The sequence below is a fragment of the Comamonas sp. NyZ500 genome (genome assembly GCF_016772095.1).
GTDB classification, from domain to species: domain Bacteria; phylum Pseudomonadota; class Gammaproteobacteria; order Burkholderiales; family Burkholderiaceae_C; genus Comamonas; species Comamonas thiooxydans.
Genome location: NZ_JAEIJE010000004.1, coordinates 1 through 14,510, shown reverse-complemented (window position 1 = coordinate 14,510; position 14,510 = coordinate 1). Strand labels below are relative to the sequence as shown.

The following is a 14,510-nucleotide window of genomic DNA, read 5'->3' as shown; positions in this document are numbered from 1 at the left end:
GGGCTATTCCTTGGATCTCTAAGAGGCTTTTGTGGGAAAATTTGGAAAAATTTGCTTTTGGAATCTATCTATGCTGCTGCGATTTGGTGTTGAGAACCACGGTTCTATTCTTTCATATCAAGAACTGCAGCTGACGGCTACGTCTCTCAAGGATGAGGACGCTTGTGTGATCAGCCTCGGTGGTGAGGGAGGACGAGCACTTCGTTTATTGCCTGTAGCAGGGATCTATGGTGCGAATGCTTCGGGTAAATCAACTTTATTGAAAGCATTTGAATTTTTTGTTGATGCCGTCACTCATTCTCATTCCGGTATTGCGAAAAGAAAAGGCACTCCATATCAACCCTATATCTTGGACTCTAATTATGAGGGGACTGCCTCAAGATATGATGTTGATATAGTTATTGATGATATTAGATATCATTATGGATTTTCTCTTGATGGTAAATATATTTTACAGGAGTGGCTTTATTCATTTGATTTAAATGCATCTCGGCAGGTTCGATCAGTTATGTTTGCTCGTGAGACTTCTTCTGATGGAGAAGTTGAGGTTGTCTTTCCAGGAAAAAGTTTAAAAGGGGAAAATAAGCAAATTGCTAAGCTTGTTCGTCCAAATAGCTTGTTTCTATCTGTTGCGGCTCAAAATTCACACCCGCAAATATCATCGATATTTGAGTTTTTTACCAAAATTGCAAATCGGTTAAATTCTAATATTTCCGAAATGGCGATTTCAGAGCAATTGACTGCATATTTCGGACTTGATGAACAGCGTAAGGCTGCTGCGCTTGAGTTTCTTAAAGCGGCGGATGTTGGGATATCTGATATTGATTTCTCGAGAATTCCATTTAAGGAACGAGAGATTCGTATGCTCAAGGATATTGAGCAGCTTCTTAAGCAACATATAGAAGTCGAAGTTTCAGATGGCGGGGCAGAGTCTCAGGATTTATTCGGGGAAAGCGGGTTTCTAAAAGATAAGTTGTCTATCAAGCTAATGCACTTTGGTAAGGGTGGAAAAACATATCCCGTAAAACTGAACTCCGAAAGTACTGGAACTCAGGCCCTTTTGCAATTGCTGGGGCCTGTTTTTGCAAGACTTCATGAGGGTGGTATTGTTTTGGTTGATGAGCTAAATACAGCACTACATCCTCTTGTATCCAGGGAACTTATACGTCTTTTCCAGAATCCTGTAACAAATCCTGGTCGAGCTCAGTTGATATTTACAACGCATGACACTAACTTGCTAAGTGGATCTCTCTTGCGAAGGGACCAAATATGGTTTGCTGAAAAAGACCCGGAAGGTGTTAGTCATATTTACTCTCTGAGTGATATCAAGGTTAGGTCGACAGATAATATCGAAAGGGGTTACTTGATGGGGAGATTTGGCGCGATACCTTTTGTTGGATGTGGGCTAGATGAATTCGCTGGAATTCTTGGTAAGACGCTGGAATAACGGGTTTTATGATGCAACTACCTTCAGCTCCATCAATTCAAAGAAAATCGAGCTTTATACAGCCAAAAGTTGAAATTGTTATCGCTTGTGAAGGAAAGGTAACTGAAAAGCATTATTTAAATAGCTGCAAAACCGCTTATGGTTCTGGAATGGTTCAAATACGTTGGTTGCCAATAACAGGAGTACCAATGACTGTGGTTAATGCGGCTGTTGAAGAACGAAAGGTTTTGCTTGAACGCGCTAGAAAAAGCGCAGATAGCTTTGATGTATTTCGGGTTTGGGCAGTCTTTGATCGTGACGAGCATCCCGAGGTTCCAGAGGCATTGGAGCTTGCAAGAGTAAATAAAATTGATGTTGCATTTTCAAATCCGTGTTTTGAAATATGGCCTCTCCTGCATTTGATTGATTATGGTGCGGTTCATGGTCGTCATAAAGTTCAGTCGATGCTGAATGAGGTAATGCCTAGCTATCATCATGATAAATCTCCAGTTGTAGACTTTGATATGATTAAAGATAATTTTGGCAGAGCATATGCTAAGGCAGATTATCTTAATAGAAGCAGATCTGATGACTGTGACCCTTTTGGATGTCCTATGACTACAGTTGGTGTGCTAGTTAAGAAAATAATTGAAAATGGGAAAGGTGCATTTTCTCGTGGAGCTAAAGTAGCAAATACTACTTATTCACAAAGTGCGCGCAGGTGATTTCAGCAGCCAGTTCAGTTTGCTTCATGTATCCAGCAGCTTTTCAAAACGGATGTCCAGTTTGCCAAAGCCAGCGATCGATCTACGTGTGCTCTCGATCTGTCGGCGATATTTGTCCGGTTTCTTCCTGAACTCGAAAGTTCACGATACATCTGGGATTCCATGTACCGTTTCCGAGGTGGGCATGAAAGTGGTGCAGTCGTAGCTTTGTGCACCTGCTATTCACCGGTCGCTCGCTTGCTTCCCCTTGAGTGGTCAAGCTGAAGCTCCCACTTATCCCTGTGTAAACATTCGATGCAGCAGATTTTTTGGCCTGGAGTTACCTCCGGTGACTGAGTGCTGCCTGCTCTTCATACGTTATGGCGGAACGATGCAGGAGAGTGGCCAAGACCTTGGGGGCAGGCAGCAGCTTTCTTTGCCATAGCCATAAGCCCTCTCGGGGTTGGGTGTTGTTGAGGACGCTCTAGATGTGGCCAAGCCAAGATGTGAGGGGATAAAGATCAATGTCGAAATGCAGCTTTGAGCCAAGTAGCTAAGAGCTCTTTTGGGGTGTCAACGGATTGTCTACAGAGTAGCGGCTTAATGCATGCCCAATGCAGTCTCTGGGCCTAGTAAGCTATTGTTTTTACGGATAAAGAGGTCTAGTGCAGGAGTTTTGCACTGACTCATAATCCTTTGGTCGTCGGTTCAAGTCCGCCACGCCCTACCAAGCTGCATGAAAGCCTGCCGTCTTCATCGATGGCAGGCTTTTTCTTTGCATGAACGCGAAAAAGTTGTCGATTTGGTCCGAGAGCCGTTTTTGCACTGCTAGAATACAACCCTGTTGCGGCTGTAGCTCAGCTGGATAGAGTACTTGGCTACGAACCAAGGGGTCGTGGGTTCGATTCCTGCCAGCCGCACCACAAAACGTCAAGCCTCAGAACTGAAAAGTTCTGAGGCTTTTTCGTTTCTGGGCTCAGGCTTTGGGTATCAGCAGGGTGAAGCTGCTGCCTTGGCCCAGCTGGCTGCTTATCTGCAGGCTGCCGCCATGACGCTGTGCCACGGTGCGCGTGAAGGCCAGGCCCAGGCCCACGCCATCCATGCGCTGGTGTTGCTGGAGGCGCTCGAACGGCTGGCTGAGTCTGGCCAGCGATGCCTCGTCCATGCCGGAGCCATGATCGCGCACGGCGATGCCCCATTGGCTGTCTTGCTCGACAACGGTGACTTCCACTTGGGCGCTGCCATCCCCAGTCTGTGGCTTGCCGTATTTGATGGCATTGCTCAGCAGGTTGATGACGGAGCGGTGCAGCAGGCCGGGGTCGCCATGCACGCAGGCTTCGGCATTCGGCAGCTGGAATACCAGTTGCATGTTCTGCTGCTGGGCAAGGGTCCAGCAATCCGAGACGGCCTGATCCGCCAGCAGACCCAGATCCACGACTTCGCTGCGGTATTGCTGCTGCTGGGCTCTGGCCAGATGCACAAAATCGTCTGCCAGCTGAAGAGACGACTGGGCATAGCCCTCAATGCGGTCAAACAGTGCATCTTGCGACTCGATGCGCTTGCCTGTGCGCTGCATCTCCAGCAAGGTGATGATGGAGCCTATCGGTGCACGGATATCGTGAGAGATGAACTGCATGGCCTGGTCGCGCTGGGCCTGTGCGCTGCGCAGGTCGCTGATATCGACCAGGGTGATGAGCCAGCCCGAGGTGGGTGGTGCCTCGAAGCTCTGGCTCAGCAGCATCAGATGGCGGCCCTGGGTGTCGCGCCCTTCGCTCTGGCGTGACAGAGTGGCTTGCTGCAATGCACTGTGCGTGAGCAGTGGCGTGCTGCTGGCAGTGCGGCCGCCGTCGCTGCTGGCGCTGTTCAGGCCGTGGAGCAGGGCGACCAGATCGTCACCTTGCTGGAGTTTGTGCTCCAGGCTTTCGATATAGCGGTGCGCGGCCGTGTTGGCAAGCAGCAGCAGCCCTTCGCGGTCGCAGACAAAAGTGGCCGAGGGCAGTTGGCGCAGGCTTTCGCTGACGAAGTGATGCAATGCGCGCAGCTGGCGCGAGGCTTGCTCCACAGCGTCGATCCGCTGATCGAGGGCATCGCTCTTGAGCGAGGGCGCGGGCAGGCCCTGGCCCTGCAGATCGCGCAGCTCCAGCGCCAGAAAGCGTGTGGCGGCGCGCAGGCGCAGCCAGCTCCAGAGCGGGTAGGCAAGCGACAGGCTCAGCAGTGCCGCAGCGGGGGCTGTCTGTACATGACCCCAACGCGGCGCCAAACCGGCTATCGACAGACTGAGCAAGGCCAGCAGGATGCTGGAAATCAGCCCGCCAGAAGGGCCGAGCCAGGCCAGAGCCAGCAGGCCCAGCAGTACGGGCAGCACATTGAGGCTGCGGTTGAGCGTGGCAGTGGCTGGCTCCAGATGTGTGCCCTCAAGGATGCCGTTGAGCACATGGCCCAGCATCTCCACATTCGAGATCAGGCGCGCATCAAAGCCGATGGGGGCTGTGAATTTTTCGCCAAGACCTGCGGCAGTGGCTCCAATCAGCACGTATTTGCCGCGAAAAGCGACCGCTGGGATATTGCCGCGCAGGATGTCGATATAGGAGTAGGTGGTGAACGGCGAGCCCGGGCTGTTCTGGCGGTCCCGCGAAGCCCGGGCAAAAGCGATGAACTGGGGCTGCAGCTTTTGCCAGGAGTTGGCTGCAACCGAGTCTGCTGGAGGTGGGGCAGATGGTTGGCAGGGTTGGGTGGTCTGGCCCACGCAGTGCAGGCTCAGCGCCATATGCCACCAGAGCTGACCGGCCTTGCCTTCCTGCGCATAAAAGCGTCGCACCACACCGTCGGCATCCACAGGCATCTGGGTATGCCCTAGAGCCGCAGCCTCGCTGGCAAGGCTCTGTAAAGGGGTGGTGGCGGCGCTTTGCGCGGCGCGCGTGACGGGCAGCACTACGTTGCCGCTTTTTTGCAGTGCTCGTTGCAGCAGCAGATCGTCGCCAGGGTAGTCCCAGTCTTCCTCGCTGAAGACCACATCCATGCCGATGGCGCGGGGCTGCCCTTGAGTGATGCGCTCCAGCACGGCGGCGTGCAGCGCGCGGCGCCAGGGCCAGCGGCCTATGCTGTCGATACTGTCATCGTCGATGGCCACGATGACAACATCGGGCGAGGCTGGACGCTGATGAAGCCAGGCCGAGGTGTCCTGAATAATGCCGTTGAAACGTGCCAGCTGCCCCGGGCCGCTGAGCCACCAGGTCATGCCGAGCAGGAAAGCGCTGAGCAGCAGCCAGCTCAGGCGCAGGTCCTGCAAGCGGTTTTTACGCAGGTTAGGCGCTTCAACCATGTGGGTGACCCGGTGAGAAGCTCATAAAACAATAGCTTCCAGCGCTTGTCATATAAGCGATCAAGATATGAATCCTATGAAGCTTCATGGAATTCAAGCGCTAGCAGCTATGGTTTTTACTGGCGCATCAGGCGTGAACCGTCGCCGGAAGTCAGCGCCTGCCCCTCGGACGAGGTCACCCAGTTGCCGGTCTGGAATTGGCGCGCGACAGAGAGATTGCTGCGCAGGCCGTTGGCATCCTCGACCTGCATCTGCAGATAGTAGGTGCCAGGAGGCAGATCCTGCGTGCTCCACTGAGGCTGGGTTATCCAGGTGTCGATCAGGGGCGCAGTGAAACCGGCGTCGCTGGCCACCACGATACGGTAGCGTTGACCCTCTTCACCTGCCCAGTGAATATGGCTGCTGCCTTCGCCGGGCGCGCCGCCGATCTGCAGCTCGGGCGATTTGGGTGCCAGGGCCAGTTTCATCTTTTGCGGGGCGGCGAAAGGACCCGCATCCGGCTGGCCGTTGCCGAGCTTACGGATGCTGCCTACGCGCCACATATATTCGCCGACAGGCAGCTTGGCCAGCGTGCTGGCAGGCAGGGCACAGTCCTTGAGGTCGTTGGCGTCGATCAGCGGCTGGGCAAAGCTGCCGTCGGCGGTGGTTACCTGGATGCGGTAGGCCGAGGCTTCCGCCACCTGGGTGCATTGCAGGCCGTGCTGGCCCTGTCCGATGGTGGCTTCAGGTGCTGGAGACTCATAGAGCGGCGGCACCGGATGGGCTTTGACGCGCAACACTTGCAGGCTGCGTTTGCCAGGAATGCCGTTGGCGTCAATGGCGCGAATGGCCGCAATGTAGCTGCCGTCTTCGACACCCGTCAGGCGTGCAGGCGACCTTGTGAACATGCCGCCGCGCACGATCTGGGTCAGCTCCTTGTCCTGAGCGAGCAGCACTTGGTAGCGCACGGCACCAGCCATGGCTGGCAGGGGCAGGCTGACCCAGTTGGCGTCTTCGACAAGAGCGGGCCAGGCCGCAATATCGGGAGCCCCCAGCATGGCTGTGGGCTTGCCGATCTGGCCGTTTGCGGAGACGGACAGACCTTGACCTGGCCTGAGCAAGGCTGAGGGCTGGCCCGTCTGCACGGCGACCGAGCCTTCGTCGACGGCAGCAGCCGTGCGGCCCTCGTCATCACTCATCACCAGAAACTGGGTGCCGCGCACGCTGGTCGAGGCCGCCGGGGTACGCACCTCGAAGCGGCGCTCGCCATTGGCTTGCCTGGACACTTTTGCTTCAATTGCGCCCTCGCGCAGATCGATGACGGACTGCAGACTGCCGGCTCGGCCTTTGCGGCGCATCTGGCGCAGCTCGACATCGGATTCGGACTGCACGCGCACCAGTGAGCCATCTGCCAGGCGCACGGAGACAAAGGCGTTGGCCGGAACCTGGAGCGAATCGCCTTCCTGCAGCAGCTGGCCTTTTTGCACGGGCTGAGGCGGCGCGTTGACGGAGTCTGCGAGATGGCTCGCAGAGCGTGTGCTTTGCACATCGCCTTGTACAAACACCACCGAAGCCATCGCGGCGCGCAACAGGCGTGTGGGAATTTCCAGCACCGAACCAGGGCGCAGGCGCAGGGGGTTTTCCACCTTGTTGTGACTTTGCAGCGCTGTCCAGCGCTTGTGGTCGCCCAGATAGCGTGCTGCCAGCATCTCCAGCGTATCTCCAGTCACCACGCGGTGGGCAATGACATCGTTGCCGCGAGGAGTGATCTGGGCATGGGCCAGACCTGTTGCCGTCATCCCTCCAAACGCCACCCACAGCATGCCTGCGCCCAGAATGGGCATCGGGGAGTGGACGGAAAAGAGGTTTTGACGTAAATCAGGCATTTTTAAAGCTAGGTTATGGGGGCTGCCGAACTCAGGCAGCTGGGGCTGCGGGCTGCGCAGCTTCGGGGGCATCCAGGCGGTAACCATAGCCATAAACGGCTGAAATGGCATAGGGCTGACCGGCGCGCAGGTTCAACAGATTGCGCAGGCGCGAGACATGGGTGTCCAGCGAGCGCGACTGCACCTCGGCGTTGTGGCCCCAGACGACTTCGCGCAGATGATCGCGCGAGAGCAAACGGCCTTGGTTCTGGAACAGCGTCAATGCCAGAGTGTATTCACGGTGCGTAACCTCCACGGGCTGGCCGTCCATCTCTATGCCATTGGTGGTGGTGAGAAAGCGGTAGGGGCCGAAGTCCAGCACGCTTTGTGCCGTCAGCGGATAGGCGCGGCGCAGCAGGGCAGCGATGCGAGCACGCAGCTCGCCCGCGCGGATGGGCTTGATCATGAAGTCATCGGCGCCGCTGGCTAGGCCTTCGACAATGTCGGCCTCTTCGCTGCGGTGGGTCACGAAGATGACCGGCACTTCCTTGCTGATCTGCTCGCGCACCCAGCGCACGATATCCGGCCCGCTGCTATCGGGCAGCTCCCAGTCAATCAGCAGCAAATCGAAGCTTTCGCGGCGCAGGGCTTGCTGCAGGGCGGCCCCCTTGAGGTAAGAGTGACAGCTATGCCCGGCTTCCGTCGCGACTTGTTGCAACAGTTCCAGTTGTAGCGGATCGTCATCCAGAGCAGCAATACGCATCGGTAGTTCCTTTAGTGCGAAGGATTACATCCACGCTGTCCTTTGAATGCGAAGGCAGCGTCCATCGGGCAGCGAGGAGCTATTGCTCGGCCGCCTCACGCAGTTGTTCCAGAGCCTGGATCACCAGGTCATCGCTGACACCGTCCAGTGTCTGCAGACACGGCTTGATGGCGGCCAGAGCCGTCGCGCCTTCGCGCTGCAATCGGGCGATGTTCTGCCCCGCTTCCTTGGGGGCGGCAAAGCCCAGGCTTTGCAGCAGCAACTGGCCGTCGGCGGCCACCAGCTTGAAGTAGAACTGGCCATCGGATTCGCGATACTGCTTGAACTGGGGCAGTGCAGTCTTGGCAGCCTTGGTCTTGGCCTTGCTGGCTTGCGCCAGGTTGCGGATGCCCACGGCGCCGCGCAGTTGCTGCAGCAAAGGAGTCGCCAGCTTGCGTGCCTTGACGGCACCGGCCTGAAGAATCTCTTCCAGCTCTGCCGGGTGGGCAATCAGGTATTCATAACGCTCGCGCATGGGGGCGATTTCACGGTCGATGCGCTCGAACAGGATCTGCTTGGCATCGCCCCAGGCAATGCCTTCGGCATATTGCTGGCGCAGGGCGGCGCTTTCCTCTTCGCTGGCAAAGCCTTGATAGATCTGGAACAGGGCCGAGCCTTCGACTTCCTTGGCCTCGCCGGGGGCACGCGAGTCGGTGGTGATGCTGTTGATGAGCTTCCTGAGTTGTTCACGTGGCGCAAACAGCGGAATCGTGTTGTTGTAGCTCTTGCTCATCTTGCGGCCGTCAAGGCCGGGCAGGGTGGCGACGGACTCTTCCACCACGGCCTCAGGCAGCGTGAAGTACTCGCCGCCGTAGATGTGGTTGAAGCTCGACGCCATGTCGCGCGCCATCTCCAGGTGTTGCACCTGATCGCGGCCCACGGGAACCTTGTTGGCGTTGAAGATCAGAATGTCGGCACCCATGAGCACGGGATACATGAAAAGACCGGCGGTCACGCCGTCGTCAGGTTCGGTGCCGGATGCATTGTTCTTGTCCACCGCCGCCTTGTAGGCGTGGGCGCGGTTGAGCAGGCCCTTGCCGGTCACGCAGGTCAGGAACCAGGTCAGCTCCGGAATCTCGGGGATGTCCGACTGGCGGTAGAAGGTCACATGCTCGGGGTCGAGACCAGCGGCCAGCCAACTGGCGGCGATTTCGATGGTCGAGCGCTGCACGCGCTCGGGGTCCTGGCACTTGATGAGCGCGTGGTAGTCGGCCAGAAAGTAGAAGTTCTCCACATTCTTGTCGCGACTGGCTTCGATGGCGGGGCGCATCATGCCTGCGTAGTTGCCCAGGTGTGGGGTACCGCTGGGGGTGATGCCGGTCAGAAAACGGGTGGTGCTCATAGGGATCAACAACAGATATCAGTAGCAGACCAGGCGCTGGGTTCAGCGCAGCAAGGCCATGAAGGGGTAGAGGATCAGATCGATGGCCGAGTAGCCCAGGCTCATCAACGGGCGCAGCCAGTAGCTGCCGACCACGCCGGCAATCACCAGTGCCATGACGATGAAAAAGCCATAGGGCTCGACACGCGCCACCAGTTGCGCCTGTTTCCAGGGCAGCAGACCGACCAGAATACGGCCGCCGTCCAGAGGCGGCAGCGGAAAGAGATTGAAAGCCCACATCACCAGGTTGACCAGAATGCCGGCGCGGCACATCTCGAGGAAAAAGCGCTCGTGCAGGCCTGTGCCTACCAAGACGATCAGCAGCAGGCCCCAGAACACGGCCTGCACGAAATTGGAGGCAGGACCGGCCAGCGCTACCCAGATCATGTCGCGCTTGGGGTGGCGCAGATGGTCAAAGCGCACGGGCACGGGCTTGGCATAGCCGAAAAGAAACGCGCCCGAGGTAGCGAAATACAGCAGCAGCGGCATCAAGATGGTGCCGATGGGGTCGATATGCTTGATGGGGTTGAGCGTGATGCGACCCATCATGGCTGCGGTGTTGTCGCCAAAGTGGCGCGCAGCATAGCCGTGCGCCGCCTCATGAATGGTGATGGCGAACAGCACGGGCAGTGCGTAAATCAGTACGGTTTGTATGAGTTCGGTGAGTTCCACGCACTGATTGTCTCAGACGCCGCGCCAAGCTGCTGTCTTGTACCGGGACAAGCCGTTTGCTGTTGCAGAAATACGGGTTGCACATAGTTGTGTGGTAAACCAGATGTTGCAAAATGCAACTCGCGCAAATCCGTGGCTGCTGCCTGCACAGCGGAACAGGTTTTGTGCGGGTTGACGAAATCAATACATAACACGGCGTTCGGCAGGACAGGGCAAGGGGATCAATATGACGGTAAGCAAGCGACTGGTGATTGCATTTGTCAGCATCAGTGTTTTTGTCCTGGCTTTGATGGGAATTGCCTGGTCAGCGATGTCCGATGTGCTGGAGGTGCTCAAGGCGGGATCGCTCACGGCGCAGCAGTCGCAGAGCTTGATGGCGGAAGTCGAGCGTTCGCGCTGGTGGCTGCTGGCACTGGGCGCCTGGGTCTGCATTTCCTGCGCCTGGTCCTGGATCAGCCTGCGCCGCCGCATCGTGGCGCCCTTGCAGGAAGCCATCCTGATTGCCGAGACCGTGGCGGCAGGTGATTTGAGCAAGGAGTTCTCTTCGAATGCCGAAGGCGAGTTCGGTCGTCTTCTGACTGCGCTGAGCACCATGGAAGACACGCTGACCGAGTTGGTGGGGCGCATCAAGCAGTCCACCGATTCACTGGCCGTTTCGGCCTATGAAATCGATGCGGGCAACATCAACCTCTCCAGCCGCACCGAGCAGCAGGTCAGCGCGCTGACCGAAACCGCAGCCAGCATGGAGCAGCTCACCGTCACCGTGCGTCAGAACGCAGAGCGCGCTCATTCGGCCAGCTCTCTGGCAGTCACTGCATCGGCCACGGCCGGACGTGGCGGTGATGTGGTGGACCAGGTCGTTCACACCATGGATGCCATCAGCGGCAGCTCGCGCAAGATTGTGGACATCATTCAAGTCATTGAAGGCATCGCCTTCCAGACCAATATCCTGGCCCTCAATGCGGCCGTGGAAGCGGCCCGCGCCGGAGAGCAGGGGCGTGGCTTTGCCGTGGTGGCCAGCGAGGTGCGCTCGCTGGCGCAGCGCAGTGCCGAAGCGGCCAAACAGATCAAGGAGCTGATCACGGCCAGCGTGACTCAGGTGGAAAGCGGCTCTGGCCTGGTGGGCCAGGCCGGCAGCACCATGAAGGAAATCATGCAGTCCGTAGGTCAGGTCACAGGTCTGCTGAGCGAAATCTCCGGTGCGCTGCAGCAGCAAAGCGAGGGCATCGCCCATGTGAATACGGCCGTGGCTCACATGGACAGCACCAATCAGGAAAACGCCGCCCTGGTCATGCAGGCCACGCAAGCCGCTGCTGCGCTCAATGCGCGCACGCAGGATCTGCAGCAGGCGGTGGGGGCCTTCAAACTCGATGAAGATGAGTCACCTTGTCTGGCTCCTTCTGCCATGCCGGCTCCGCGCGGAGCCGGGGCCGCGCAGGCGCGTCCAGCTCGTGCCCGCGAGCTGGCCTATGAAGAGCTTTGATTCAGCGAGCTTCGTGCAGATAGCCGTAAATGGCCACGGCGGTAAAGCCGAAATGGAGGCAGATAGCAGTTCCCAGCAGGACTCTGCGGCGCAGTATGGAGTCATCGGCCTGTGCCGACAGCCCTGGTGAGACATGGAATGACTTGCCTCCGGCATAAGCCCGAATCGTCCATGCCGTCCAGAGGGTGGCCAGGGCATAGATCAGCCATGCCTGAGACGCCTGCCAGAACAGCACCGCCACCATCACCGAGTACGCGCACAAAGAGACGATGAGCCAGGGCCAGTGGCGCTGAACAAAGTCTTGCGGCAGCTGCTTTTCCTGCATGAGGCCGCGCCTATTCGGGCTGAAGGCCTATGTCTTTCAGGCCACCCATGCCCTGGCGCACCACGACGGGGGGATTGTTCAAGGCCATGGGCGTGAGGTCCAGCACCGTGGTGGGTTGCTGCGGACAGGCGCCTGAGTCGACCACGGCGTCCAGCTCATGGGGGAAGCGCTCCAGAATCGACTCGGCATCATTGAGCGGCTCGGTCTCGCCGGGCGCGATCAAGGTGGTGGCCAGCAAGGGCTCGCCCAGTTCTTCCAGCAGCAGTTGCAGACCTTTGCGATCCGGCACGCGCAGGCCGATGGTCTTGCGCGAAGGGTGGCTCAGGCGCTTGGGCACTTCCTTGCTGGCTTCAAGAATAAAGGTGTAGGGGCCTGGCGTTGCCAGCTTGAGCAAGCGGTACTGGCGGTTGTCCACGCGGGCATAGTTGGCCAGCTCGGACAGGTCGCGGCACAGCAGCGTGAGGTGGTGCTTGTCGTTGATCTGCCGGATGCGGCGCATGCGGTCCACGGCGTTCTTGTCGTCCAGGTGGCAGACCAGGGCATAGCTGGAATCGGTGGGTACGGCAAGAATGGCACCCTTGCGCAGCATGTCCGCAGCCTGCTTGATGATGCGGGGTTGCGGGTTCTCTGGATAGACTTCAAAAACGATGGTCATGCAATCTCTCTCTGTGATTTATGCACGCTGTATGCGGTCCTGCAGCAGCTCCCAGACGGGAGTGAGCTGGCTGGGCAGATAGGGCAGCTGCCCCAGGTCTATCTGCGATTCATCGGGGCTGTGAAAGTCGCTGCCGCGTGATGCGGTCAGGCCGAATTCCAGGGCCAGATCGGCATAGATCGCATATTCGTGCGGACGGTGGCTGCCGGTCACGACCTCCACGCCCTGGCCGCCGAGTTCCTTGAACTTGGAAAACAGCGCATATTCCTCGTTATGGCTCAAGTCGTAACGTGCCGGGTGGGCAATCACGGCCACGCCGCCGGCATCCACGATCCAGCGCACGGCGTCCTCCAGATTCGCCCAGACATGGGCGACATAACCGGGCTTGCCTTCTGTCAGATAGCGTTTGAAGACCTCATAGGTGTCGCTGCAGACTCCGCTCTCCACGAGAAAGCGCGCAAAGTGGGTGCGCGAGATCAGCTCGGGGTTGCCTGCATGGCGCAGTGCTCCTTCATAGGCGCCGGGAATGCCGGCCAGTTCCAGCTGCCTGGCCATTTCACGGGCGCGTGGGCCGCGACCGTTGCGAGTGTCGTACAGGCCTTGGGTCAGAGCTGCGTTATCGGCGTCAAAGCCCAGGCCCACGATATGTACACCGCTGCCCGAGAAGCTGACGGAAATTTCAGTGCCTGTCAGGTAGTCCAGCCCTGCTGACCTGGCTGCGGCTGCTGCCCGGTGCTGGCCGCCGACCTCGTCGTGATCGGTGAGCGCCCAGAGCTCCACCCCTCGCTCGGCGGCACGCAGAGCCAGTTGCTCGGGCGTCAAAGTGCCGTCGGAGACGACGGAGTGGCAGTGCAGATCGGCGTTCAGATAGGTTTTGGGCACGGCTTGATTGTAGGCGGCTGTACGCAATCATGATTTGTGTCATAGCACGAGCGCTATTGCGGTCGAAGCTTGTAACAAAGCTCAAATCTCCCGCCAGTATGCCGATTAAGGATTGGCTACAGCGCTTGTGAGTTTCTGAATTCGTTAAGGCTGCCACGGTGTTGCTTGATCTATTGAGATGGATAAAAAATGAAATTGAATCAGTTCTCTGTGTCACAAAAGCTGTGGGCTTTGGTGATTGGCTTGCTGGCGGGCTTGCTGCTGGTGTCTGCAGGCAGCCTGATCTATCTGGATCGCGTGTACGTGAGTATCTCCAAGGAGGCCACGCGTACCCGAATGGCAGCCAACATTGCCAGCGAGTGGCGTCATCTGACCGAGCAAAGTGTGGATCGCTCCATCGTCGCGGCCATTTCCTCCGAGGAAAACCTGGTGGAGCAGCAGCGCAAGCTGATGAGTGACGGGATTGCGCATATCACTGAGCTGCAGAAAAAGCTCAACGAACTGGTCACTGACGATGAATCGCGCAAGGTGCTGGACGAGGTCGCCGAGCGCAGGCGCGCGACGCTGGAGAGCAATGCAGCCGTGCAGGCCGCGCGCAAGGACAATGATTTTGCGGCGGCCTTCGATCTGGTTGAGAAAAAGCTGCGTCCCAACGCCAAGGTCTACCTGGATGCGCAGCGCAAGTTTGTGCAGTTGCAGGAGCAACGCAGCCAACGTGCGGTTGCCGATGGCGAAGCAAGCCAGTCTCAGGCCTATGTGGCTATCGGTCTGGTCTGCGGCCTGATCGTTCTGCTGGGGCTGGCGATGGCGGCTCTGATCCTGCGCTCGATCATCGCTCCGTTGAATGAGGCGGTAACTCTGGCCGACTCCATCGCTGCCGGCGACTTGACGGCAACGGTACGCAATGACCGTCATGACGAACTGGGCCGTCTGCTCAAGTCCCTGAACGCCATGGCCGAGCGCCTGCGCTCCGTCGTCGGCCAGGTGCGCTCGGGCGTGGAATCCGTCTCTTCG

General features: G+C 58.0%; 12 protein-coding genes and 1 tRNA gene. 5 read left to right on the top strand and 8 right to left on the bottom strand.

Features of this window, described 5'->3' with window-relative positions; translation table 11 throughout:
* The first annotated feature begins 70 nt into the window (after nucleotides 1-70).
* The 3 genes from JAO85_RS07920 to JAO85_RS07910 all read left to right on the top strand — a co-directional run bounded on the left by JAO85_RS07920 (nucleotide 71) and on the right by JAO85_RS07910 (nucleotide 3,053).
* Nucleotides 71-1,447 (top strand): ATP/GTP-binding protein, encoded by a 1,377-nt coding sequence (locus tag JAO85_RS07920; RefSeq protein ID WP_202787849.1) that lies wholly within the window; start codon nucleotides 71-73, stop codon nucleotides 1,445-1,447.
* Nucleotides 1,448-1,455: 8 nt separating this feature from the next.
* Nucleotides 1,456-2,151 carry an RloB family protein gene (locus JAO85_RS07915; protein ID WP_202787848.1) on the top strand — a complete coding sequence of 232 codons (696 nt, stop codon included), beginning with the start codon at nucleotides 1,456-1,458 and terminating at the stop codon, nucleotides 2,149-2,151.
* 825 nt (nucleotides 2,152-2,976) lie between these two features.
* Nucleotides 2,977-3,053 (top strand) — tRNA-Arg (locus tag JAO85_RS07910).
* A 53-nt stretch (nucleotides 3,054-3,106) separates the two neighbouring features.
* Here the strand turns inward: JAO85_RS07910 and JAO85_RS07905 are convergent.
* The 5 genes from JAO85_RS07905 to JAO85_RS07885 form a co-directional block, all read right to left on the bottom strand.
* The gene (locus JAO85_RS07905; protein WP_202787847.1) at nucleotides 3,107-5,452 is read right to left on the bottom strand and encodes a CHASE2 domain-containing protein; all 2,346 of its coding nucleotides are present in this window, start codon (nucleotides 5,450-5,452) and stop codon (nucleotides 3,107-3,109) included.
* A 116-nt stretch (nucleotides 5,453-5,568) separates the two neighbouring features.
* Entirely contained in the window at nucleotides 5,569-7,275 is a 1,707-nt protein-coding gene (locus JAO85_RS07900) for a FecR domain-containing protein (RefSeq protein WP_202787974.1), read from the bottom strand.
* Nucleotides 7,276-7,348: 73 nt separating this feature from the next.
* A complete protein-coding gene (locus tag JAO85_RS07895; RefSeq protein WP_003066085.1) occupies nucleotides 7,349-8,059 on the bottom strand; it encodes a response regulator transcription factor in 711 nt (236 codons plus the stop codon).
* 79 nt (nucleotides 8,060-8,138) lie between these two features.
* On the bottom strand, nucleotides 8,139-9,440 hold the full coding sequence (locus tag JAO85_RS07890; protein ID WP_012837151.1) for a tryptophan--tRNA ligase: 1,302 nt from the start codon (nucleotides 9,438-9,440) through the stop codon (nucleotides 8,139-8,141).
* Between the two features lie 42 nt (nucleotides 9,441-9,482).
* The gene (locus JAO85_RS07885) at nucleotides 9,483-10,151 is read right to left on the bottom strand and encodes a site-2 protease family protein (protein ID WP_003066089.1); all 669 of its coding nucleotides are present in this window, start codon (nucleotides 10,149-10,151) and stop codon (nucleotides 9,483-9,485) included.
* Between the two features lie 226 nt (nucleotides 10,152-10,377).
* Here JAO85_RS07885 and JAO85_RS07880 point away from each other — a divergent pair, with 226 nt between their 5' ends.
* A complete protein-coding gene (locus tag JAO85_RS07880; RefSeq protein WP_202787846.1) occupies nucleotides 10,378-11,634 on the top strand; it encodes a methyl-accepting chemotaxis protein in 1,257 nt (418 codons plus the stop codon).
* A 1-nt stretch (nucleotide 11,635) separates the two neighbouring features.
* Here the strand turns inward: JAO85_RS07880 and JAO85_RS07875 are convergent, their stop codons facing one another.
* Genes JAO85_RS07875 through JAO85_RS07865 form a run of 3 tightly spaced genes read right to left on the bottom strand, consistent with a single transcriptional unit; the run spans nucleotide 11,636 to nucleotide 13,496 of the window.
* Nucleotides 11,636-11,959, bottom strand: coding sequence for a hypothetical protein (locus JAO85_RS07875; RefSeq protein ID WP_202787845.1), 324 nt, complete (start codon nucleotides 11,957-11,959; stop codon nucleotides 11,636-11,638).
* A gap of 10 nt (nucleotides 11,960-11,969) precedes the next feature.
* The gene (locus tag JAO85_RS07870) at nucleotides 11,970-12,614 is read right to left on the bottom strand and encodes an L-threonylcarbamoyladenylate synthase (protein WP_012837154.1); all 645 of its coding nucleotides are present in this window, start codon (nucleotides 12,612-12,614) and stop codon (nucleotides 11,970-11,972) included.
* A gap of 18 nt (nucleotides 12,615-12,632) precedes the next feature.
* Nucleotides 12,633-13,496, bottom strand: coding sequence for a 3',5'-nucleoside bisphosphate phosphatase (locus JAO85_RS07865; RefSeq protein WP_012837155.1), 864 nt, complete (start codon nucleotides 13,494-13,496; stop codon nucleotides 12,633-12,635).
* Between the two features lie 189 nt (nucleotides 13,497-13,685).
* Between JAO85_RS07865 and JAO85_RS07860 the strand changes: the two genes are divergently transcribed.
* The coding region (locus tag JAO85_RS07860; protein WP_202787844.1) for a HAMP domain-containing protein at nucleotides 13,686-14,510 on the top strand (825 nt) is incomplete at its 3' end.